This is a genomic window from Flavobacterium sp. RHBU_24, from assembly GCF_046613695.1.
Lineage (GTDB): Bacteria > Bacteroidota > Bacteroidia > Flavobacteriales > Flavobacteriaceae > Flavobacterium.
This window is the reverse complement of the sequence record NZ_JBKJHD010000014.1, coordinates 1-24,212: the sequence shown is the minus strand read 5'-3', so window position 1 is coordinate 24,212 and position 24,212 is coordinate 1. Positions and strand designations below refer to the sequence as shown.

Below are 24,212 nucleotides of genomic sequence, written 5' to 3'. Positions count from 1 at the left end.
TTTGTCGTTGCAGCTTTAGTATTCACATCCGGCCATGGACATTATAACTTTAAAACTAATTTAAAATTATATCTTAAACGTAACTACCGGTCGCACCGCGTGGTTTACAAGGTCTTCGCTTATGCTGCCGTTAAAAAAGTGGGCAAGCCCCTGGCGGCCATGTGTGCACATTGCTACAAGATCGGCGTTAACGCTGTTTGCAAAGTGCAGTATGCCTTTTTCTACGTTTACATCGTTATATATATTAACAGTGTAACCGTTTATAAGCGAAAAGCCGGCCACAAAATCGTTTATTATTTTTTCGGTCGCGTGGGTACTTTTAAAGTTAGCGGGGGTGTTAATGTACAGCAGGTTTAGCTTTGCATTAAAAGTGTTTGCAAAGTCAACCACTTTTGTAAACGGTTTTTTAATTTCGTCGGCAAAGTTAGACGCAAATACAAAAGTAGACGGGCTAAAATCGGCCTCTTCTTTTTTAATAACAAGAACCGGAATATCAGATGTGCGTACCACCTTCTCGGTGTTAGAGCCGATAAACATCTCCTTAAAGCCGCTGGCACCGTGCGACCCCATAACTATAAGGTCGATATCGTGTTTTTTTGCCGTTTTAATAATGCCTTCAAAAGCGTCAGAAAAAAGTATTGAGTCGGTAACATTAAGACCTTCAAGGTAGTCTGCCGATTTTACGTCGTCAAACCTTTCGTGTGCTTTTTTAAGGAAAAAGGCAATTTCCGGCACCTCCACCCCGGCCACTATTGCATCATTTTCCTGGCCCGGTAGTTCGAGCAGGTGCAATAAAAATATTTCGCCGTTATGTTCTTTTGCAATTTTTGCGGCAACTTTAAGTGCATACTCGGCATGGTCAGAAAAATCTGTCGGGACTAAAATTTTTTTCATAATGTAGGATAATTAACAAAGTTTTGGCGGAACTTAACCACCCGAAAGATAATAATTAATTTAACATTAACCAATGATTTTCAAGATATAAAAATTATTAGTATATTTGCACCGTTATTTAGTAAATCAACAAATAATGAGGGGACGGGAGTCCCCTCTTTTTATAACATTATGGCATTTAAAGATAAAGTAGCCTCGCTTTTAAATCAGGCACTTGATGAGCGCCCTGACTTATTTTTGATTGACCTTAGTATAGGTACCGATAATAAGATAACCGTTACAGTAGATGGCGACAACGGGGTTAACCTTCAGGACTGCATTGATATAAGCCGGGCCATAGAGCACAACCTTGACCGCGAAGAAGAAGATTTTTCGCTGGAAGTAGCCTCAGCAGGCGCCACAAGCCCGCTTAAGCTGCCCAGGCAGTTTAAAAAGAACATAGGGCGCACGGTGCTGGTAAGCACCCCAGATGGGGAGACAGAAGCCCCGCTTGCCGGTGCCACTGATGAAGGAATAATACTGGAGTGGCAGGCGCGTGAACCCAAGCAGGTGGGCAAAGGAAAAGAGACCGTAACAAAAAGGGTTGAAATACCCTATAGTAGTATTAAACAGGCAGTTGTTGTAATTAAATTTTAAAAATAAACGTTGGCATGGAAAATCTGGCATTAATAGATTCGTTTTCAGAATTTAAGGATGATAAGCTAATAGATCGTGTAACCTTAATGGCTATACTTGAGGACGTATTCAGGAATGCGCTTAAGAAGAAATATGGGTCTGATGATAATTTTGACATTATTATAAACCCCGATAAAGGGGATATGGAAATATGGCGTAACCGTGTGGTAGTTGCTGACGGTGAAGTGGAAGATTCTAACTCAGAAATATCTATTACAGAGGCGCGTAAAATAGAGCCCGACTTTGAGGTAGGCGAAGAGGTATCGGAAGAAGTAAAGCTGATACAACTGGGCCGCAGGGCGATATTAGCGCTGCGCCAAAACCTGATCTCTAAGATACACGAACATGATAATACTAACCTATATAAGCAATTTAAAGACCTTATAGGTGATATTTATACTGCTGAAGTGCACCACGTAAGGCCAAAAGCTGTAATTTTGGTGGATGATGAAGGCAATGAGATAGTACTGCCAAAAGAAAAGCAGATACCATCAGACTTTTTTCGCAAGGGAGACAACGTTCGCGGCATTATTGAAGCAGTAGAGCTTAAGGGCAACAAGCCCCAGATTATAATGAGCCGCACCTCTGAACTTTTCCTTGAAAAATTATTTGAACAGGAAATACCCGAGGTAGCAGACGGACTTATAAACGTTAAAAAAGTAGTACGTATACCAGGTGAAAAAGCTAAGGTAGCGGTAGACTCTTATGACGACAGGATAGACCCTGTAGGTGCCTGTGTGGGCATGAAGGGAAGCCGCATCCATGGTATAGTAAGGGAACTGGGCAACGAGAATATAGATGTAATTAATTACACCACAAACACACAGTTGTTTATATCCAGGGCCCTTAGCCCCGCAAAAGTATCGTCTATAAAACTGGACGAAACTAACCACCGGGCCGATGTATTCCTTAAGCTGGAAGAAGTAAGCAAGGCCATAGGCCGCGGCGGACACAATATAAAACTGGCAGGGCTATTAACCGGTTATGAGCTGGATGTAATACGCGAAGGCAGCCCCGCTGAAGAGGAAGATGTAGAACTTAGCGAATTCTCTGACGAAATTGAGGCGTGGGTTATTGCAGAGTTTGCAAAAATAGGCCTTGATACCGCACGCAGCATATTAAAACAGGATGTAGCAGACCTTGCAAGGAGGACGGACCTTGAGGAAGAAACCATTCTAGATGTAATGAGGATACTGAAAGACGAATTTGAAGATTAAACCGGCTAACACTTAGACAGCAACAACACAACGCACGACGATAATAGTAAAAAAAATTTATGTCTGAAGAAAGAGCAATAAGATTAAACAAAGTTTTAAGGGAATTAAATATTTCGCTGGACAGGGCTGTGGACTTTTTAAAAGATAAAGGCCATTCTATAGAGGCAAGCCCCAATGCCAAGATATCCGGCACGGAATACAATGCCCTTTTTAACCAATTCTCTGCCGACCAGAGTAACAAAGCCGCATCGCTTGAGGTAAGCGAAGAAAAGCGTAAGGAGAAAGAGGCGCTGCGTATAGAAAGGGAAAAAGAGCTGGAAGACAAAAGAAGGCATGAAGAAGAGAAACAAAAGCAGGAAGTGATACGTGCACGCGCATCATTATCCGGCCCCGTTCCTGTAGGCAAAATAGATTTAAACCCTAAAAAACCAGAACCTGTTGCTCCTGCCCCTTCAGCCTCACCTACAGCACCGGCAGTCCCCCAGGCAGAAAAACCGGCTCCCGCGACTGAGACTCCAAAAAGGGAAGAACCAATAGCACAGCCAGAAGCCGTAGCAGAAAAACCGGCAGAAGCACCCGCCACACAGGCAGAGCCTGTAAAGGAGCCGCAAAAACCGGCAGAGCGAAAAGCACCGTTAATACAGCCTCGCTATATTACAGATGCAGCAGCACAGCAAGCAAAGCCAGAAGCGGAAGCACCACCGGCTGCACCGGTAGACGAGCATATAAAAACTCAGTATACAAAACTTTCAGGCACCACTTTTACAGGCCAGAAAATAGACCTTACGCAGTTTGACAAGCCCAAGAAAAAGAAAGAAGAACCTGCGGCAAGAAATAACAATACCCAAAGGCCGGGCGGCAACCAGCAAGGCGGAGGCGCCGCCGGTAAAGCTAAACGTAACCGCATTACCCCAAGGCCACAGGGCCAGGGCGCTGGCGGCAATGCTACAGGCGGGGGTGGCAATACCATAAGGCCAAACGGGCCAGGCGGAAATAGCGGGCCGGGCGGAAATAAATTTGGCCCTAACAAGCGTCCTGCAATTGTAAGTAAAACAGAGCCTACCGAAGAAGAGGTTAAAAACCAGATTCGTGAAACGCTCGAAAAACTACAGGGTAAAGGAAATAAATCTAAAGCCGCTAAATACCGCCGTGACAAGCGGGATACCCACCGCCAGCGTAGTGATGATGAGCAAAGGATGGCTGAGGAAGGCAGTAAAACAATCAAGGTTACAGAGTTTGTAACCGTGGGCGAAGTTGCTACCATGATGGACGTGCCTATCACTAAGGTAATTATGACGTGTATGAGCCTGGGCATAATGGTTACCATGAACCAAAGGCTGGATGCTGAAACGCTTACCATAGTTGCAGACGAGTTTGGCTATGAAGTAGAATTTATAACAACCGACATTGAGGAGGCTAAAGAAGTTGTAGAAGACAGGGAAGAAGACCTTGTATTCCGTGCGCCTATTGTAACTGTAATGGGCCACGTAGACCACGGTAAAACGTCGCTTCTTGACTACATCCGTAAAGAAAATGTAATTGCAGGCGAATCGGGAGGTATAACACAGCACATAGGTGCTTACGGTGTTACCCTTGATAATGGCCAGAAGATAGCTTTCTTAGATACACCGGGCCACGAGGCGTTTACCGCAATGCGTGCCCGTGGTGCCCAGGTAACGGATATAGCTATTATTGTAATTGCTGCCGATGATGGTATAATGCCACAAACAAAAGAGGCCATAAATCACGCACAGGCTGCGGGTGTGCCTATTATATTCGCAATAAACAAAGTAGATAAGCCTGCGGCGAATCCTGAAAAAATTAAAGAGCTCCTTGCCGGTATGAACCTCCTTGTTGAAGACTGGGGCGGTAAAATACAATCGCACGATATTTCTGCAAAAACAGGGCTTGGCGTAAAAGACCTTCTTGAAAAAGTGTTGCTTGAGGCCGAACTACTTGACCTTAAAGCCAACCCTGAAAAAGCTGCTGTAGGTACTGTGGTAGAGGCTTTCCTTGATAAAGGGCGTGGCTATGTAAGTACAGTGCTGGTACAAGGCGGTACACTTCGCCTGGGCGATTATGTACTTGCCGGTAAGCACCACGGTAAAATTAAGGCAATGCATGATGAGCGCGGCCACAACGTTAAAGAAGCGGGACCATCTACGCCTATATCTATATTAGGGCTTGATGGCGCGCCAACAGCGGGTGATAAATTTACGGTATATGCCGATGAAAAAGAGGCCAAGCAGATAGCTGCGAAACGTACCCAGCTGATGCGTGAGCAGAGCGTGCGTACCCAAAGGCACATTACCCTTGCTGAGATTGGACGCCGTATTGCACTGGGCCAGTTTAAAGAACTTAACATCATCCTTAAAGGTGACGTGGATGGTTCGGTTGAGGCATTATCAGACTCATTCCAGAAACTATCTACAGAGGAAATACAAATAAACATCATACATAAAGGTGTGGGCGCGATAACCGAATCTGACGTACTTCTTGCTTCGGCATCAGATGCTATCATTATCGGGTTTAACGTAAGGCCGTCTGCAAATGCAAGGCAACTAGCCGATAAGGAAGAAATCGACATCCGTAACTACTCAATTATCTACGATGCTATTGACGACCTGAAGGATGCGATGGAAGGTATGCTTTCTCCGGAAATGAAGGAAGAAGTTACCGGTACTGCCGAGATACGTGAAGTGTTCAAGATATCTAAGGTGGGTTCTATTGCAGGCTGTATGATTACCGATGGTAAAGTGTACCGTAGTTCTAAGATAAGGCTTATCCGCGAAGGCGTGGTAATTTACACCGGAGAGTTAGCAACACTTAAGCGTTTTAAAGACGACGTTAAAGAAGTATCTAAAGGCTACGACTGTGGTATACAAATTAAAAACTATAACGACATACAGCAGTATGACATTATAGAGGCTTACCAGGAAGTTGAAGTTAAAAAGAAACTGAAGTAACATATTTAAAATTATAAATAAAAAATTCCCGGAATGCTTCGGGAATTTTTTATGTTTATAAATGAAACGCCTGCATATTGAAAAACGCAACAAGAATATAAAATAAGTTTCTGATGAACTATTTAAAGATACTTGCAACTATTGCATCAATCCTATGGACTGGAATTAACGTAAATGCACAGCAAAATCCCGAATACCACTTAATTACATTAAGCAGTAGTGACCCTGATGTGGCAGTACCGATGAAGTTTTACGTGGCGGGTGTATATGACGGAAGGCAGTTTACCAATAATATAGGCACTGTACAAAAAGGGCTCGCCAACAGGCAGGTACTGGCTAATTTTGAAAAGCCATTCCTGGAGGAAATTACAGCATACCTTACAAACGCTTACCCTAAAAAAGAGGGGCTGTATCCGGTATGGGTACGCATAAACGATTTGTATGTTTCAGAATATACCGAGCAGACGGAAGAAACCGGATATGCTTCGGCAGTCATGGATGTAATGGTAAAACAGAACGACAGCCTGTATATTGAAGGCACATACGGCGGTAACGTAGAAAGCAGCAGCATTGACGTTACAAAATTCCATGCGCTGAGGATTAAACAGGCGCTTAATAAATGCCTGGGCCTGTATGAGGTTGCGCTGCCTGAAGAAAAGCAGCATGAGCCTTTTATTGAAGACAATATAAAACATGAGATTCCTATACAACCGGCCGAGGGAATTTACAGTTCGTACCTTGATATGGTAAAGAACAAACCAATAGGAGGAGCTAACTATTACATCCGGCAGGATAAAAAAGATAAAAGCAGGTATTATGTAATAAACCGCACCAACAGCATGAAGTGCGATAACTACTATGCCTATTGCGATGGCGAAAACGTATACCTGAATGTAACACGCCTTACGCATGAAAAATTTTATGCGAAGACCGAGCGTATTGCTAATAAATTTTTCATAGACAATCTTGCTTACGACCAAAACAGGGCCATTACGCAAATGGCCATGTACCAGCTTGTAGGCATAGCAGGTTGGTTAGCCACCAGCGATATAAGTATGCCTGTAATGATAGACTGCTATAGCGGGCAACCATTTTTTCTTTCGAATAATGGCATTAAAACCCTTTTGGAGCCTGAACCGCAATTGCTAAAAGAATATAAGAAAAGTAATAAAACACCCGAAGATATTAAAGCCGTAATAAAAAAATATTACGAATTGCACAACGGTAAATAAAACAAAATCCCGCCTCTTAGCGGGATTTATTCTTCAGGAGCAAGTGCTATCTCCAGCCCTTCAAGTTCGTTTGTAATGGGTATCTGGCAGCCCAGGCGGCTGTTTGGCTTTACGTTAAACGCCTCGCTTAGCATGGCATCCTCATCGGGGCCCATTTCGGGCAGGGGTACCTCATTAAGCACATAGCACTGGCAGCTGGCGCACATGGCCATGCCGCCGCAAATACCTATAGTGCCTTCAGGGGCAAGTTCATAAGCACGTACCACCTCCATTATGTTCATGGCCATATCTGTAGGTGCCTGCACAGTATGCGCAACGCCGTCGCGGTCGATTATTTTCAATGTTATCTCACTCATCCTTTTGAGGTTTCAGGTTTCAGGTTTCAGGTTACTCACTCAAACCCGCCAAACTATGTAAAGAGGGGGACTTAGCGCCTGAGTGGCTTCGGCTAAACGGTCAAAAAACCTGAAACCTGAAACAAATAAAAACTATTCTATCGCTTTTACCACCTGCTTTTCGGCCTCCTTGCGGGTACCGTCAAAGCCGTCTACGCCACTTACGGTAGTATATTTAAGCACATATTTTTTGCCGGGATTCAGTTTATTAAACACACTCTGGCACATCAGAGTAGCTTCATGGAAGCCGCACAATATTAATTTTAGCTTACCGGGATAAGTATTGATGTCGCCTATGGCATAAATGCCTTCTATGTTAGTCTGGTAATCGAGCGCGTTATTAACTTTAATAGCATTCTTTTCTATTTCAAGGCCCCAGTTGGCTATCGCGCCAAGCTTTGGCGTAAGCCCGAACAGCGGAATAAAATAATCGGTTTCAATACGGCGGTGCGCGCCTTCTATTTCAAGGTCGAGCGCTTCGACTTTTTCGGCACCGTGAATACCCGTAACCTCAGCCGGGGTTATAAGATTTATTTTGCCCTGGTGTTTCAGCTCGGTAACTTTCTCTACGCTATCCAGCGCGCCACGAAACTCGTTCCTGCGGTGTACCAGTGTAACCTCTGCCGCAACATCGGCCAGGAAAATACTCCAGTCTAATGCAGAATCGCCCCCACCCGCTATTACAATACGCTTATCGCGAAAAAGTTCCGGGTCTTTTACAAAATACTCCACGCCTTTATCTTCATAAAAAGCGATATCTTCAATAACCGGCTTACGTGGCTCAAAGCTGCCGAGGCCACCGGCTATGGCTACTGCCTTTGCATGGTGTTGTGTCCCTTTATTAGTGGTAACAATAAAGGTCCCATCGTTTTGCTTATCAATAGTGTGGGCGGTTTCGTTAAGGGTAAAACCGGGCTGGAACTGCTTTATCTGTTCCATAAGGTTCGCTACCAAATCACCCGCGAGTACCGATGGAAAACCGGGAATATCGAATATAGGTTTCTTAGGATACAATTCGGTAAGCTGGCCGCCCGGCTGCGGAAGCGCGTCTATTATATGGCATTTCAGCTTTAAAAGGCCGGCTTCAAACACGGCAAAAAGCCCTGTGGGGCCTGCGCCTATTATTAAAATATCTGTAGTAATCATTCTGACTTAAAAAGGATAAAGCAATTTATGCTGCAAAGTTGGCTAAAACCGCTTTAATTTAATATGATATAAATCATGTATTAAAAAAGGCGCGTTTTATGCTATGTTTACAACCGTTTCTATTTGTGGCGCATACTTTTTTATGGTAGTTTCCACTCCGGCTTTTAGTGTCATCTGGTTCACACTGCAGGCCACGCAGGCACCTTCAAGGCGCACACGCACATGCCTGTCATCCTCAATATCAATTAGCGAAATGTTACCTCCGTCAGATTCTAAGAACGGGCGTATCTCTTCAAGGGCCCTCTCAACGCTGCTTCTGATTTCTTCTGTTGTCATTTTTGCTTAGTTCTTTTTTACCGCCGAACATCCGGCCATGGTAGTTATTTTAATAGCTTCAGAAGGCGGAAGGTTATCATTCCTGTTTACCGTTTCCTGCACTACATTGCGCGCCAGTGCTTCAAATGATGCCTCAAGCGGGGTAGCGGTTTGCAGGGCGGCAGGGCGGCCGTAATCTCCGGCTTCGCGAATGCCCTGTACCAACGGTACTTCACCCAGGAATGGCACCTCAAGGTCTTCGGCAAGGTTGCGAGCGCCTTCTTTACCAAAGATATAGTATTTATTATCCGGAAGCTCTTCGGGTGTAAAATAGGCCATATTTTCTATAATGCCCAGAACAGGAACATTAATACTGTCCTGGCGGAACATGGCCACGCCTTTTTTAGCATCGGCAAGCGCCACAGCCTGCGGCGTACTTACTATAACCGCGCCCGTAATAGGGAGCGATTGCATGATGCTCAGGTGGATATCGCCCGTACCCGGAGGTAGGTCAAGCAATAAAAAGTCAAGTTCACCCCAGTCGGCATCCCAAATCATCTGGTTCAATGCCTTGCCTGCCATTGGCCCACGCCATATAACCGCCTGCTCAGGGCTGGTGAAAAAGCCTATTGAAAGTAGCTCCACACCGTAGCTGGTAATTGGCTTCATTTTACTTTTTCCATCTACCACAACCGATATGGGGCGCTCACGCTCTACATCAAACATTATAGGCATAGAAGGTCCATAAATATCGGCATCGAGCACGCCTACCTTAAAGCCCATTTTTGCCAGGGTAACGGCCAGGTTAGCCGTAATGGTAGATTTGCCCACACCGCCTTTACCAGATGATACGGCTATAATATTACTAACACCCGGCATTTGCTTGCCTTTAATTTCGGGTTTTTCAGGGGCTTCCACTTTTACATTCACCTTTACTTTTACGTCAGGCGATACAAGTTCGTGTATGGTTTTTACAATATCGGATTCAGCGCGTTTGCGGATGTGCATGGCCGGGGTGGCCATAACAAGCTCTACAACTGCCTCATCGCCAAAGGTAAGCACGTTTCGTATAGCGCCGCTTTCCACCATATTCTGGCCTTCTCCGGCAAGGGTAATGGTTTCAAGGGCCTTAAGTATATCTTTTCTGTCTAACTTCATAAATTTAAAATAGCTAACCGTCTCTTATTAAGACTTATTTCAAATTGCAAAGATAGCGTGAAAAGTTTATTCAGCGAAGATTATTTGGAGGAAAGTAGTAAAGTTACACAGAGGCAAAGTCGAAATCTTAAGCAGTAATCTTAGAACTATCGAGCTAATTTAAATCTACACTACAGGAGTTCCTTCGCCGGGTCCCAGAAAAGCTTTTCAAAATCAACCACTTTATTTTCCTTCACTACTATCCCCTCGCTTTCCAGGAGCTGCTGCATGAGATTGGTGCCGTCAAAATGGTGCTTGCCGGTAAGCAGGCCTACACGGTTAACCACACGGTGCGCGGGCACATCATCCCGGTTATGGCTGGCATTCATAGCCCAGCCTACCATACGTGCCGAACCGGCAGCACCTAAGAATTTGGCAATAGCGCCATAACTGGTTACACGTCCATAGGGCACCTGCGCGGCTACATCATATACTTTGTCAAAAAAGTTTTCTTCCTGCTGCGCCATACGTGGTGTTATTATCTTTTAAGGATTTTAATGAGGGTAATGATAGCAATCAGGGCCGTTATGGAACCCAGGAAATAGTTCACATTTCGCATAAAAAATTCGGTTTTATGCTCAAATTTTTTAAAAAACAAAATATAGAGGTAAAACACGGCGTAAGACCCCCCGGTAGCGCCCAATACAAACAGGAATATGCACAGGTTAGAAAACTTAAACACATTGGCTGAAGACAGCGATATGCTAACAAAAACGTAGTATGGTATGGGAAAGAAATTGAGTGCAGAAATCATGGCCCCTAAAAAGTAGTTGCCTGTTTTACTGCGTATGTGCACCAATTCTTTATTGAGTTTTTTCTTTTTTCTTTTTTTAGAAAAGAAAAAAAAGAAAATGGTAAGCATGGCAAAAATAAAAACGCCCGCTTCTTCCAGGCTGTCAATAATTTCAGGACTGTGGTTAATAAGCCGCGCAAATACTACCGATATATAGGCTTGTATAAATACTATGGTAGCAGCGCCTGCGGCAAACACCATGGCGTTTCTTCGGCCTTCTTTAAGGCTTACCTTTGCGGCTGTCATGTTTAGCAAACCCGGCAGCAATGTTGCCACAAACGAAATGCCGAACCCAATGATAACCGGTAGGATGTACTCCATGCTGTTTATGTTAAAGGCGGTTTGTTTTGCGTTATTTTATTTTAAAGCGGATATAGGTAATGGGCTTATTTTGCTCGAGGTATTGCTGCTCATAAAACGTTTGTATGGCGGTAACGATTTCCGGCGCACCCTCGTTGCGGTATACGTTATGGTTAGCATACAGTACCTCATGGCCTTCGCCATGCAACAGGCCCAGCGTGTAACCGTGCATAAACTCGCTGTCAGTCTTAAGATTTACCACGCCGTTTGGTTTCAGTATTTTTTTATAGCGCTGTAAAAATTCGGCATTAGTAAGGCGGTGCTTGGTGCGCTTATATTTTATTTGCGGATCTGGAAAGGTTATCCATATTTCACTTACTTCTCCTTCGGCAAAAAAGTGTTCTATAAGTTCTATCTGCGTCCGCAGGAAGCCTACATTGCTAAGACCGCCTTCAACTGCAGTTTTGGCGCCACGCCAAAAACGGGCCCCTTTAATATCTATGCCTATAAAATTAGATTCAAGGTAGCGCTCCGCAAGTCCTACCGAATATTCTCCTTTGCCACAGCCCAGTTCTAAAACGATAGGGTTATTATTTTTAAAGAAATCGGCGTTCCATTTTCCCTTCAATGTAAAGTTACCTGCTACGGCTTCTTCCCTTGACGGTTGTAAAACGTTGTTAAACGTTTCATTTTCCCTAAAACGCTTCAGTTTATTCTTGCTTCCCACTATAAACTTAAATTTTTGGTAAAATTAGGGAAATATATGTAACTATAAATAATTTTAGCTTGCGGGTTATAAATAGTTGTCAAAAAAAACCTTGATTTTGGAAACGCGCAAAAAAATTCTGGTAGCCCCGCTCAACTGGGGACTGGGCCACGCGACTCGGTGTATACCTATTATAGAAGCGCTGGAAAATCATGGTTTTGAACCCATTATTGCTTCAGATGGCGCCGCGCTAATGTTACTTAAAAAAGAGTTCCCGCAGCACGTAGCGGTAGAACTCCCCCCTTATCAGATTGAATACGCCAAACATGGGGCGTTTTTTAATATCCGGGTGCTCCTGCAAATGGGGCTGATGTTTAACGTGATTAAAAAAGAACAGCGTATTGTAAAGCACCTGGTAGCAGAGCATGGAATTTCCGGCATAATAAGCGACAATCGCCTTGGTGTGTATTACAGCGGCCTACCTTCTATATTTATCACCCACCAGGTTAACATGCTTTCAGGGACGGCATCGGGGCTTGCCAGCTCACTGCACCGGCATTTTTTAAAAAAATATATAGAATGCTGGGTACCCGATGTAAAGGCATCACCAAATTTATCCGGTAAGCTGGGGCACAGCGAAGAAGATATACCCAACCTTAAGTACATAGGCCCTATAAGCCGCCTGCACAAAACAAGCCCGGAAAAACACTATGACCTTGCTGTGCTGCTTAGCGGTGCAGAGCCACACCGCACTACGCTGGAAAACAAACTCAGTGAAGAGCTTAATCGTTTTGATGGCCAGGTAATATTTGTGCGAGGTGTGGTAGAAGAACGCCAGGTTACTTCCCGCAATGGGAATATAACCATTTACAACTTTATGAGCAGCGACGAGCTGGAAGAGGTGCTAAATAAAAGCGAAATAATACTTTGCAGGCCCAGCTACAGTACTATAATGGATATAGCAAAGCTGTGCAAAAAAGCCTTTTTTATACCATCACCGGAAAATGAAGAGCAGGAATATCTGGCTAAAAAGCTAAAACGGGCCGGGCTTGCTCCTTTTGCTTCGCAAAAAGCCTTTAAAATTGAAGATTTAGAAAAAGCGCGGATGTATAAAGGCCTGCGCGATATTAACGGTGTAGCAAAATGGAAAGACCTATTTACTCTTTTCAAGGGTAAATGAAAATTCTGACCCCTGCTTAAAGGTACTTTCTACATATATTTTTTCATCGTGCGCCTCTATAATGTGCTTTACAATAGAAAGCCCCAGGCCTGAGCCACCCTCAGTGCGGGCGCCACTTTTATCTACACGGTAAAAGCGTTCAAAAAGGCGCGGTATGTTTTTTTTCTCTATACCTTCGCCATTGTCTTTTACACGCACTATAATTTTGTTGTTTACAAGGTCTTCTATACTAACCTCCGTAGTTCCGTTTTCTTTGCCGTATTTTATCGAGTTCACGATAAGGTTAGTTACTACCTGCTGTATTTTTTCCTGGTCGGCATATACCATTATGGGCCGTAAGTATTTGCCGTCAAACATCAGCATGATGCCTTTTTTATCTGCTTTCATCTCAAGGAGGTCAAACACGCTTTGTATAAGCTCCAGTATGTTGAACTTGGTAAAATGAAGGTTCAGGTCGCCTACCTCCAGTTTCGTAATCATGTCAAGGTCCTGCACTATGTAGGTTAGGCGCTCTACCCCTTTTTCGGCGCGCTGCAGGTATTTTTTTCGAAGGGTTTTATCATTCATGGCTCCATCAAGCAATGTAAGCAGGTAGCCCTGAACGGTAAAAAGCGGTGTTTTAAGCTCATGTGATACATTGCCTAAAAACTCCCGCCGGTATTCCTCTTTTATTTTAAGAGCCTCGATTTCCATCTTTTTGTCCCGTGCAAACTTTTCAAGTTCGCGGGTAAGGGTAGCCATATCTGTGGTAATGCGCTTGCTGCGTAGCGGGCTTGCTTCGAGCAATGATATATCATCATATATTTTTTTTACTCTACGGTAAATAAAATGTTCTACCCTGTACTGCAGTACAAAAAATGAGAAAACCAAAAGTATTATAAAGAAAAGAAGCACGGTACCAGTACTGAATGCGTTTGTAAAATACAGCAGTGCAGACAGCATTACGGCTGAAAATACAGAGATGTATAACGCCGATTTAACAGCGAAACGGTATGACTTCTTAAATTTTATATTCACCTAAACCTCCAGCTTATAGCCCACTCCTTTAATGGTTTTAAAAATATCGTCGCCTATTTTTTCGCGCAACTTGCGTATGTGTACGTCTATTGTACGGCCACCCACCACTACTTCGTTACCCCACACTTTATCAAGTATCTCTTCCCTTTTAAACACCTTACCCGGTTTTGAGGCCAGCAGGTAAAAAAGTTCAAACTCTTTGCGTGGCAGTACAATTTCACGGTCTTCAAGAACAATTTTATATTCTTCGCGATTAATTTCAATATTGCCTACACGCAGCACATCCTCTTTGGCCTCGTCTTCCTTAAGCCTCCTTAGCAATGCTTTTACCTTGCTTACCAGCAGTTTTGGCTTAATGGGTTTGGCTATATAATCATCTGCACCGGCATCAAAGCCCGCTACCTGGCTGTAGTCTTCACTTCGTGCGGTAAGGAAAGTGATAATTACGTTGGCCAGCTCCGGTATTTTCCGGATGTTCTCTACCGCCTCCATGCCGTCCATTTCGGGCATCATTACATCTATAATAATCAGCTGGGGCAACTCTTTCTTAGCTTTTGCCACGGCTTCCCTCCCGTTAACAGCGGTAACAATCTGATAGCCTTCCTGGGAGAGGTTATACCCCACAATTTCAAGGATATCCTGCTCATCGTCTACAAGTAAGATCTTGATGTCTTTTTTTTTCATTTTTGACGCTATATGATGTTTAGCGGGGTAAAGGTAAAGATAATAAAAAACCATCAAAGACCCTTAACTGTAATTTAATCTGTTAACAATTTAATAATAACAAAGAAATCCAAACCTAACAATTACCTAACATTAGGTTTAACAGGTCAGGCCATCTTTGCACCAAAATTATAACAACACGACATGAAACTTAAATTTTTAGTAATCGCCCTGTTTATTTTTGCCGTGGGCTTTGCTCAGGAGAAGGCAACCCTTACCGGCATCCTTACTGATAAGGACATGAACGGAGCACCCCTGCCGTTTGCAAGTGTAACCGTTAAAGGTACCACAATATCTACCACTACAGATGAAACAGGAAATTACACCCTTTCGGTTCCGGCCGGGGAGCAAACTATAGTATTTAGCTTTTTAGGATATGAAAGCAGAGAAGCTGTTTTAACCTTTACGACGGGCGAAACACAAACGCTAAACCAGGAACTGGGGTCTACCAGCGTACAGCTTAATGACGTAGTAATAGAACAGCAGGTAAGCCGCGAAAAAGAATCGGCGCTGCTACAGCAGCAAAAAAATGCTGTTGAGATGAAACAGAACATAGGCGCACAGGAACTTAGCCGTAAGGGAATTGGCGATGTAGCTACCGCTGTTGCTAAAACTTCGGGGATATCTAAACAGGAAGGCAGTAATAATGTATATGTGCGGGGGTTAGGCGACCGCTATAACTCTACCTCTATGAACGGACTGCCAATACCATCAAACGACCCTGAAAAGAAAAATATTTTTCTTGATATTTTTACAACTGACATTGTAGACGTTATATCAATAGACAAAGTATATTCTACCAGACTTTTTGGCGACTTCGCAGGTGGTAACGTAGACATTATATCTAAAGAATACAGGGGCCAGGGCATGTTGGAAGTTTCGGTTGGCTCAAAAGTAAACACCAATGCAATTAATAAAAACGGGGAATTTTTATTACAGGACGGCCCAGGCAAACTAGGTTTTAAAAATTACGACTACGCATCAAATGCATTAACTGCTTATACCTTTAAAAACAGCCTTACACCACAAAAAGAAAACCCTTATGCGGGAAGCCTCGGCTTTAAGGCAGGCGACAGCTATCAGATAGGTGAAGAGGGCAGGCTTAGCTTATTTGCTACAGCAAATTTTAGCAACAACTATGATTACAGGGAGGGGCTTAACCAAACAGTAAGTGCACAGGATGCGACAATAAACTCTTACGACCAGGAGCGCTTTCAATATGCTACAAATACAACAGGCATGTTTAATGCTGCCTATCGTGTAAACAGCAATAATAAGATTTCTTATAACTTTTTGCTTGTAAACTCATCAAACCAGTTTCGGGATACTTTTAACGGAACAATACGCGATATTGCCGAGCAAGACAATGGCCTTATCCAAAGGGGTACCTATGTTAAAAATACTCTTATGATTAATCAGCTTTTAGGAAACCATAAAATTGACAGCCTTACCACTATAGACTGGGGTGCATCATACAACAAGGTTATTAGCGACATGCCGGACAGGACACAAAATACACTTAGAAATACTAATGGCACGTGGAATATAGCACAGATTAATACTACCGACAACCACCGTTATTACCAAACACTCGATGAAGATGAACTTGCTGCAAAACTTAGTATAACACGCCAATTTGGCAGTGAAATAAATGGCCAGGCAAGGGGTAACCTTTCAGTAGGCTACAACGGACGTTTTAAAAAGCGTGATTTTGAAGCCATACAGTTTAACTTCAGGCTTACCCAAACGTTTTTAGCCCAAGCTGTAGACCCCAACAACCTTGATGCACTTTTTAACAGTACTAATTACGGCAACGGTGCATTTACAATTGAGGCATACGCAGGTATGACACCGCAAACCTACAGCGGCGACCAGGACATCCATGCAGGTTTTGCTAACATAGATTACAAATTTACCGAAAAACTTACTGCCAGTGTAGGCCTGAGGTACGAGAGGATTAATCAAACGGTTAGCTGGAGAACCCAGTTTGATGCTGCCGGAAGATCTGACACCTTTGACAAAAACGAATTCCTACCAAACCTTATATTTAAGTATGAAGTTAACGACAAGCAGAACCTTAGGTTTGCTGCCAGTAAAACTTACACGCTGCCACAGTTTAAAGAAAGGTCGCCGTTTATATATGAAGATATTAACGAAATAAAATTTGGTAACTTTGACCTTAACCCTTCAACAGACTACAACGTTGACTTTAAGTGGGAGTTTTTCCCTGAACGAGATGAGCTTTTCTCGGCAGCGGTATTTGGTAAATTAATCCAGGACCCAATTGCTGAAGTAAACCTTGCATCATCTACCAATGATATTTCATGGGTAAATATAAGCGATGAGGGCACTGTATATGGTGTAGAGATAGAAGCCAGGAAAAATATTCTGAACTTTGAGAGCGAATTTACAAATAAACTTTCGTTTGGCTTTAACGCCTCATACATGAAAACAAAACAGGACCTTGATGCTGAGAAAGTAAGGCAAGATACTAACGGGCGCCTTAATATTAATCCTACTAACAGCACTTCAGGCTTTACCGGCGCATCAGATTTTCTACTTAATACAGACGTTTCCTACACGAAAGACTGGAGCGCCGATGGCGGCATAACCGCAACAGTAATGTACTCACACTATTCAGACAGGCTTTATGCAATAGGAATTCAACAACAAGGCAACCTCGTTGATAAAGGTATGGGAGCGCTTGACTTTGTGGTTAAGTCTCGTTTGGGCAGGCATTTTGGTGTAGACTTAGTAACACGCAACCTTCTTAACCCCACGTTTGAAAGGGTTCAGGAAAACGGCGGAGGCGACGTACCCGTGGTAACATTTAAAAGGGGGGCTTATATTGGCCTTGGTGTTACATATAAGCTGTAATAAAACTTAAAGACAACAATTTGCTTACGTTAAGGTAACTCTCACGTGGCAGCAGAAACCGAAATTTGCTAACTTAAATAACTATTTTAACACAATGAAAAAATCTATTGTAAGAATTATGGCTTTCGCATCTTTTGCGTTTGCTTTTGTAACCGTATCGTGCGGTGATGACGATGAAAACAATGCTCCTGCATCAACTTTTGTAGTTAACCGTGACGCGCTTGAGGGCAGTATAAACGACGGTGAAGTTGTTCTTGAATCCGGAACATACAAGCTTACAGGCGAACTTTTTGTAAGAGCCGGGGCAAAACTTACTATTAAACCGGGTGTAATTATCGAGGCTACAGACAACACTAATGGTGTTGTGCGTTACATTGCTGTGGCACAGGATGGTAAAATCGATGTTCAGGGTACGGCTTCAAACCCGGTTGTAATGACATCATCTGTAAAATCTCCAGGTAAATGGGGTGGTCTTGTACTTTGCGGAAGGGCACCTATAAACAGTGGCGCTACTGCTAGCGCAGAAGTTGGGTATCAGCTTACTTACGGCGGCACTAATGCTGCTGATAACTCAGGCTCAATAAAATACCTCAGGATAGAATATCCTGGCTATCAGTATAGCAATAGTAAAGAATTTAACGGTATTTCTTTCTTTGGTGTAGGTAACGGCACCGTAGTTGAAAACGTACAGGTTCTTGAAAGTTCTGACGATGGTTTTGAGTTCTTCGGTGGAACTGTAAATACAAAAAACCTTGTAGTGTTAAACGCTAACACAACTTTTGCAGGTGACGACCTTTTTGACTGGACAGAAGGCTGGTCTGGTACTAACGAAAACTGGTATGGCAAAAGGACTAACGGTGGGAACCGCGGTATTGAGGCTGATAACAACTCAAGCAACCACCTTGCCTCTCCAATATCTAACCCAACCATCAAAAACCTTACTCTTATAGGTACAGGTGCTGCCGATGCTGGTTCTGAAGCTCAGGCTATAAAACTAAGGGTAGGTACCAAAGCTAAATTTGATAACGTATTTATCAGCAACTGGAAAAGAGGTTTTGATGTTCAGCACAACGAAAGTGTAGGTTACGTTACAGACGGGTCTCTTGACGCTATAAATGTTAAGTTTGAAAACGTTACTACAAAAGCTAAAGGCACAAAAACTGCAGTACCTCCAGCAGAAACTGGTGATGATGTAAATGTTGATGCTATATTTACTGAAAGCGCTACTGCCACAGGTGCCGGTAACGGTGCAGGCACTCCTACCTGGGCACAGGGATGGACCACAGGCTTGTAATTAGGTACAATTGTAAACAACATATTTTAACTAAGGCTGCTCTAAATGGGCAGCCTTTTTTATTTTCAATTAAACTGCATCTGTTTTAGTTAATCGGCAATCATATTTTTATTAGAAACGTTAAAATAATTTATAAATATTTAATATTTTTTCATAACAAAATTTGGTACGGTATTTGAAAAATATTTTATACTTTTACACTAATACTTACAGCATGAAGAAATTCTACTTTTATACCACATTAACGTTGCTCTTTTTGTTTTCGCTTGGCGCTGTAGCCCAGGAAAACAGGGTAACACCCGCCGGAGGCAATGAGCCTATCGAGGGGCTTAATATTTACCCTAATCCTGTAAGTGGCGGCAAGATATATATTACCTCAAAATCCGGCCTTAATAAAGATGTGGAAATTTATGACGTGCTGGGTAAGCGCATACTTCAGGCTACTGTTACTTCAAAAGAACTGAGCGTATCTGAACTTACTTCAGGCGTTTATATCATAAAAATTAAAGAAGGTGATGCTACTGCCACAAAAAAACTTATAATTAAGTAATATAATTACAGCATTGTATAAAAAACATAAACATTCCCCTCTATACACATTATAGAGGGGAATTTGTATTTATACGGCAAACCAATAACGCTTTATAATACAAAAAGTTAATTAATCATAAATTTACATTGGTTAATGCCGTAAATTGTTATACTTTGTATCTTTGCTAATAGATTAATAACAAAATTATCGACATGAAAAAACTTTACACTATTGGATTTCTATTTGTTGCAGGCTTATCTTTTGGCCAGGCAGCACTTCCTTTTACTGAATCATTTTCTTACGAAGTAGACAGCAACCTTGGAGGACAGGGTGGTTGGGTTAATGTTAATACAGGAGATGAGATCGTTGTTGCAACCGGAAATCTTTCCTATTCCGGATTAATGGCATCATCAGGAAATCAGGTTACATTCGGCGGTGGCGGAATTGACGCTCAAATTGAGTATGTTGCACAAACTACAGGAGTAGTTTATGCATCTTTTATAGTAAACACAGCCGAAGTAGCTAATGTTACCGACCCAAATGGAGGATATTTTGCAGGTTTTGCTGACACTTCGACTACTTTTGCTTCAACGGTTTGGATAAAACCAAGTGATGCAGGATTTGTTTTTGGACTAAATAAATCCACCGGCACCACCGAAATTGTGTGGGATACTACTGTATATAATACCAATACAAGTGTTTTTATAGTAATCGATTATAACATAGAGGATGCAACTTCTCACATGTGGATAAACCCGACCTCATTTGGCGCTACTACACCCCCAGCTGCAACACTAACTGCAGGTACAGGTACAAGCCGAACTAGCCTAGGTAGGTTTTTCATTAGGCAAGATTCTGCAACAGAAACTCCTTCAGTAATGAGTTTAGACGAATTAAGAATTGCTACTACATATGCTTCTGTAACACCTGCCTCAACAGCGGGTTTATCAAGCAACCAAATCACTAACCTTAAAATATACCCTAACCCGGTTTCAGGAAACATACTTAACATTACATCAAACAGCAATGGTGTTAAAGCTGTAGCTATATTTGATGTACTGGGCAAACAGGTAATCAACACTACTACAGTAAATAATACTGTTGATGTAGCTAACCTTAACGCTGGTATATACATGGTTAAAATTACTGAAGAAGGCAAAACTGCTACAAGGAAACTTGTAAAACAATAAGCTGTATTTACATTATATTTAAAAGCACCGCCGCAAGCGGTGCTTTTTTATTTACAATAATTTTAGATTAAAATTCATTATCTAATAAAAAATTTCATAATTTTAGTTAAATTTAAAACCAATTATTTTTATGAAATCAAACTTATTTTTGGCAGGCACCTTGCTTGCCGCAGGGATTTTTGTGGGCAATGCGCAAACTACTTTGAATAATTCATCTATTACTAGTGGTGGCGTACAGTCTGGTACTTTCGGTAGTGCAAATGCTTTTTATGGATACCAAGCCGGAAAAGATAATACAGCGACAGGATTAAGTAATACATTTATTGGAAGCCAAAGCGGGTTTTCAAATACAACGGGTGATAATAATGTGTTTATAGGCACTTTAACAGGAACCACAAATTCTACAGGAAGCAACAATGTATATATCGGAAATGCTGCTGGAAATGCTGGTGATACATCAATCAATAATACATATGTTGGCTCCTTCGCAGGCTACGACAATGAAGGGTCAGGAAATGTTTTCGTTGGTAATCGTGCAGGAGAAGGAACTTCTGTGAGCAATAAACTGTTCATTGACAATACAAGTAATGCATCCCCTCTAATCTGGGGAGATTTCTCAACAGACCAGCTGAAATTTAATGGCAAGGTAGGCATTGGACTAAACGCGGCGAATTTCCCTAATACCGCAGGAAGTATCAACGTGCAAAATTACAGGCTTATTGTTAGCGGTGGTGTACTTGCTACTGAAGTAAGGGTGGCTACAACCTGGGCAGATTATGTTTTTGAGAAAGGATACAAACTGCCATCGCTACTAGAAGTTGAAAAATATATAGCCGATAACGGGCACCTTCCCAATGTTCCTTCTGCAAAAACTATAGAGGCTGATGGTATAGAAGTAGGCAACATGGCTAAGATACAACAGGAAAAAATAGAGGAGCTTACACTATATGCCATACAACAGCAAAAGCAGATAGACCAGCAGCAAAAAGAAATAGACGAACTTAAAGCCGCCGTAAAAGTTTTAGTGAACAAACAGTAATATACGTTTAACTTAAATCATGAAATTATGAAAAACGTATATTTTATTATTTTAATGCTGATATGCTGCATTAAAGGATATTCGCAGGCCGATATTATAATATGGCTTGATAATAGTGACTCTATTGACAATACTGAGTTTGCCAATATGAAAACATCTATTCAAAGTATTATAAGCCAAACGCTCGAATGCAATAATAATAAAGTCGCCGTAGTGCATTATGGAGGACAAGCCGCAAATGGCTCCGCTAGGATTTACATAGAGTCAGACTTTACCGATAATACTACATTGGCTAATTCTTTTATAAAAAGAACTACTAATGTGGGAGGTAATGATTATGCACATGAAGCATTAGCTTTGGTTGGTAACGCATTAGATGGTATTGCTAACGCCTCAATTGTAAGTCCGCAAACTGTATTAAACCATGACCCCACAAGGAAATTAATAATCTTTTTATTTACAGATGCATATCGAAGTTCTACATTCTTTAAAAGCTTCCTGGTAAATACTTCAAGTCCGACTTTAAATAACAATGCGGCATTTTTAAATTATACCAACTTTAAAAACTCTAGAAATGCGAAGTTTGTAATTACAAAAGTTCCACAAGGCACAACTAACGAGCAAAATCAAAGTATGGCCGCAGCGGCAGGAATAGCCACACAAGATAATGGAGCCCCCTACACTGGGACTGTGGAATCATACTCAGCAGATCCAGGAGGTGCGGGAATTCCAAACAGATACTTATTTTCTACTGATTTTGTCTTAACAAGCACGCAACTTAACAGCGTTACCTATTCCTTGTGTAATTTAAGCTATTGTCCATATTCATTAAATTTTTCGACACTTGCGGGAGAAGATGTTATGGCTGGACAGTTAGATAATCAGCACGCATCAGTATATCTCTATGCATCAAACGTTATTAATGCAAATGCTGAGGCAAATTATTTTTCAGGAAATTTAGTAGAGTTAAACGACGGTTTTTATGCTGCAGGTAATTCACTATTTCTTGCTAAAATTGTACCTTGTGAATATAATCAAGTATCCCAAGCCAAAAGAGTCGCCCCAGCACAAAACATTGCTGATGTTATAACTACTAAAGAGTTTATATTGTTGCCTAACCCGGTTACCGATATTGCCACGATAACTGCCCCGGTAAATATTATACGCGTGTCTGTTATGTCTTCAGTTGGTATAGTCTTGTCGAGTACCGCTATCCCGGAAAAATCGACTGAATATAAATTAGATTTCAGCAATTTTAATTCCGGCATCTACTTTACTGTAGTAGAAACTGAGGATGGAAAAACGCATTCCTTTAAAACAATCAAAAACTAAGTTTTGTAACCATACTTAAAAGCACCGCCGCAAGCGGTGCTTTTTTTATTTAGTATATTTGCAAAAACATTTCATCTTGGTTACTTCAGCCGATATTTTTACCATAGCCTCAAAAAAAGAGTTCAGCAAGATTACCCTGAAGGTATTTCGCCATCAGTATGATAACAATATTGTATACAGGCAGTTTTGCAATTTACTTGCAAAGGATAAAGAAAATGTAAAGCAAATAGCCGATATTCCTTTTTTGCCCATACAGTTCTTTAAAACGCATGAGGTGCTAAGCAGCACAGATAAAGTTCAGGAAACCTTTACAAGTAGCGGCACCACCGGCACGGTAACCAGCCGCCACCTGGTAACCGACCTCAGCTACTACGAGCAGAGTTTCCGCATGGCGTTTTCGCAGTTTTATGGCAATATTGAAGATTATGCCGTGCTGGCCCTCCTGCCCTCCTACCTGGAACGCGAAGGCTCATCGCTCATCTACATGGTGGCCGACCTTATCGAGGGCTCTAAGAACTCTGACAGTGGCTTTTACCTGCACAATTATGACGAACTTATAACCAAACTGATTACACTGGATAACGCCGGCCAAAACGTATTGCTTATAGGCGTCACCTACGCCCTGCTCGACCTGGTTGAGAAACAGAAATTCCACCTCAAGAATACCATAATTATGGAAACTGGGGGCATGAAAGGCCGCCGCCGCGAAATGATACGGGAAGAACTGCACAAAGTACTGTGCAATGGCTTTGGCGTAAGCAAAATACATTCAGAATACGGCATGACCGAGCTGCTCTCTCAGGCGTATTCTTTAGGCGATGGTATTTTTGAATGCCCACCCTGGATGGATATCCTCATCCGCGATACCGAAGATGCGCTTGCCTATATAGATACTTGCAAAACCGGCGGCATTAACGTGATCGACCTTGCCAATTACAACTCCTGCTCGTTTATCGCCACGCAGGATCTTGGCAAAAAATATGTCAACCAGAGCTTTGAAGTGCTTGGGCGTTTTGATAATAGTGATATACGGGGGTGTAATTTGATGGTTATGTAATATTAAATGGAACGCGGATGACGCAGATACTTCGCAATCGCGGATTTAAGCGGATTTTTCACGCGTCGTCATTGCGAGGAACGAAGCAATCTCATAGAGAAACTAACATATAGCTCATCCTTATAAGATTGCCGC

General features: G+C 42.3%; 22 protein-coding genes. 12 read left to right on the top strand and 10 right to left on the bottom strand.

Annotated elements, in window-relative coordinates; all coding sequences use genetic code 11:
- Positions 1-66 precede the first annotated feature (66 nt).
- Positions 67-894: a universal stress protein gene (locus tag ACLI09_RS13525; protein WP_411420163.1), complete on the bottom strand. Its 828-nt coding sequence runs from the start codon at positions 892-894 to the stop codon at positions 67-69.
- 171 nt (positions 895-1,065) lie between these two features.
- On the opposite strand from ACLI09_RS13525, the gene rimP reads away from it, so the two are divergent.
- The 4 genes from rimP to ACLI09_RS13505 all read left to right on the top strand — a co-directional run bounded on the left by rimP (position 1,066) and on the right by ACLI09_RS13505 (position 6,984).
- Positions 1,066-1,530 carry a ribosome assembly cofactor RimP gene (gene rimP, locus ACLI09_RS13520; protein ID WP_411420162.1) on the top strand — a complete coding sequence of 155 codons (465 nt, stop codon included), beginning with the start codon at positions 1,066-1,068 and terminating at the stop codon, positions 1,528-1,530.
- Between the two features lie 14 nt (positions 1,531-1,544).
- Positions 1,545-2,786: a transcription termination factor NusA gene (gene nusA, locus ACLI09_RS13515; protein ID WP_411420161.1), complete on the top strand. Its 1,242-nt coding sequence runs from the start codon at positions 1,545-1,547 to the stop codon at positions 2,784-2,786.
- A 59-nt stretch (positions 2,787-2,845) separates the two neighbouring features.
- Positions 2,846-5,752: a translation initiation factor IF-2 gene (gene infB / locus ACLI09_RS13510; protein WP_411420160.1), complete on the top strand. Its 2,907-nt coding sequence runs from the start codon at positions 2,846-2,848 to the stop codon at positions 5,750-5,752.
- Positions 5,753-5,865: 113 nt separating this feature from the next.
- Positions 5,866-6,984, top strand: coding sequence for a DUF6563 family protein (locus tag ACLI09_RS13505; RefSeq protein WP_411420159.1), 1,119 nt, complete (start codon positions 5,866-5,868; stop codon positions 6,982-6,984).
- 26 nt (positions 6,985-7,010) lie between these two features.
- Here ACLI09_RS13505 and ACLI09_RS13500 read toward each other — a convergent pair whose 3' ends face one another.
- The 7 genes from ACLI09_RS13500 to trmB form a co-directional block, all read right to left on the bottom strand.
- Positions 7,011-7,340, bottom strand: a complete 330-nt coding sequence (locus ACLI09_RS13500; RefSeq protein WP_411420158.1) for a ferredoxin — start codon at positions 7,338-7,340, stop codon at positions 7,011-7,013.
- 132 nt (positions 7,341-7,472) lie between these two features.
- Positions 7,473-8,525 carry an NAD(P)/FAD-dependent oxidoreductase gene (locus tag ACLI09_RS13495; RefSeq protein WP_411420157.1) on the bottom strand — a complete coding sequence of 351 codons (1,053 nt, stop codon included), beginning with the start codon at positions 8,523-8,525 and terminating at the stop codon, positions 7,473-7,475.
- 96 nt (positions 8,526-8,621) lie between these two features.
- The gene (locus ACLI09_RS13490; RefSeq protein ID WP_411420156.1) at positions 8,622-8,861 is read right to left on the bottom strand and encodes a NifU family protein; all 240 of its coding nucleotides are present in this window, start codon (positions 8,859-8,861) and stop codon (positions 8,622-8,624) included.
- 6 nt (positions 8,862-8,867) lie between these two features.
- Complete coding sequence (locus ACLI09_RS13485) at positions 8,868-9,998, bottom strand: P-loop NTPase (RefSeq protein WP_411420155.1); 1,131 nt, start codon at positions 9,996-9,998, stop codon at positions 8,868-8,870.
- A gap of 170 nt (positions 9,999-10,168) precedes the next feature.
- Positions 10,169-10,504, bottom strand: a complete 336-nt coding sequence (locus ACLI09_RS13480; protein ID WP_411420154.1) for an MGMT family protein — start codon at positions 10,502-10,504, stop codon at positions 10,169-10,171.
- 11 nt (positions 10,505-10,515) lie between these two features.
- Complete coding sequence (locus tag ACLI09_RS13475; protein ID WP_411420153.1) at positions 10,516-11,151, bottom strand: LysE family transporter; 636 nt, start codon at positions 11,149-11,151, stop codon at positions 10,516-10,518.
- Positions 11,152-11,182: 31 nt separating this feature from the next.
- Positions 11,183-11,857, bottom strand: coding sequence for a tRNA (guanosine(46)-N7)-methyltransferase TrmB (gene trmB, locus ACLI09_RS13470; RefSeq protein ID WP_411420152.1), 675 nt, complete (start codon positions 11,855-11,857; stop codon positions 11,183-11,185).
- A gap of 97 nt (positions 11,858-11,954) precedes the next feature.
- On the opposite strand from trmB, the gene ACLI09_RS13465 reads away from it, so the two are divergent.
- Entirely contained in the window at positions 11,955-13,016 is a 1,062-nt protein-coding gene (locus ACLI09_RS13465; protein WP_411420151.1) for a glycosyltransferase, read from the top strand.
- On the opposite strand, the gene ACLI09_RS13460 is transcribed toward ACLI09_RS13465, so the two are convergent.
- Both ACLI09_RS13460 and ACLI09_RS13455 read right to left on the bottom strand, forming a co-directional pair.
- Positions 12,990-14,033: a sensor histidine kinase gene (locus ACLI09_RS13460; RefSeq protein WP_411420150.1), complete on the bottom strand. Its 1,044-nt coding sequence runs from the start codon at positions 14,031-14,033 to the stop codon at positions 12,990-12,992. The two genes, ACLI09_RS13465 and ACLI09_RS13460, sit on opposite strands and share 27 nt — an antisense overlap.
- On the bottom strand, positions 14,034-14,717 hold the full coding sequence (locus ACLI09_RS13455) for a response regulator transcription factor (protein ID WP_411420149.1): 684 nt from the start codon (positions 14,715-14,717) through the stop codon (positions 14,034-14,036).
- A 183-nt stretch (positions 14,718-14,900) separates the two neighbouring features.
- On the opposite strand from ACLI09_RS13455, the gene ACLI09_RS13450 reads away from it, so the two are divergent.
- The 7 genes from ACLI09_RS13450 to ACLI09_RS13420 all read left to right on the top strand — a co-directional run bounded on the left by ACLI09_RS13450 (position 14,901) and on the right by ACLI09_RS13420 (position 24,077).
- Entirely contained in the window at positions 14,901-17,633 is a 2,733-nt protein-coding gene (locus ACLI09_RS13450; RefSeq protein WP_411420148.1) for a TonB-dependent receptor domain-containing protein, read from the top strand.
- A gap of 94 nt (positions 17,634-17,727) precedes the next feature.
- Complete coding sequence (locus tag ACLI09_RS13445; protein WP_411420147.1) at positions 17,728-18,927, top strand: hypothetical protein; 1,200 nt, start codon at positions 17,728-17,730, stop codon at positions 18,925-18,927.
- Between the two features lie 214 nt (positions 18,928-19,141).
- Complete coding sequence (locus ACLI09_RS13440) at positions 19,142-19,477, top strand: T9SS type A sorting domain-containing protein (protein WP_411420146.1); 336 nt, start codon at positions 19,142-19,144, stop codon at positions 19,475-19,477.
- A 194-nt stretch (positions 19,478-19,671) separates the two neighbouring features.
- Positions 19,672-20,649: a T9SS type A sorting domain-containing protein gene (locus ACLI09_RS13435; RefSeq protein ID WP_411420145.1), complete on the top strand. Its 978-nt coding sequence runs from the start codon at positions 19,672-19,674 to the stop codon at positions 20,647-20,649.
- Between the two features lie 130 nt (positions 20,650-20,779).
- Positions 20,780-21,688, top strand: coding sequence for a hypothetical protein (locus ACLI09_RS13430; RefSeq protein ID WP_411420144.1), 909 nt, complete (start codon positions 20,780-20,782; stop codon positions 21,686-21,688).
- Positions 21,689-21,715: 27 nt separating this feature from the next.
- The gene (locus ACLI09_RS13425; protein ID WP_411420143.1) at positions 21,716-23,020 is read left to right on the top strand and encodes a 3-coathanger stack domain-containing protein; all 1,305 of its coding nucleotides are present in this window, start codon (positions 21,716-21,718) and stop codon (positions 23,018-23,020) included.
- A gap of 76 nt (positions 23,021-23,096) precedes the next feature.
- Positions 23,097-24,077 (top strand): acyl transferase, encoded by a 981-nt coding sequence (locus ACLI09_RS13420; RefSeq protein ID WP_411420142.1) that lies wholly within the window; start codon positions 23,097-23,099, stop codon positions 24,075-24,077.
- Positions 24,078-24,212: the final 135 nt, after the last annotated feature.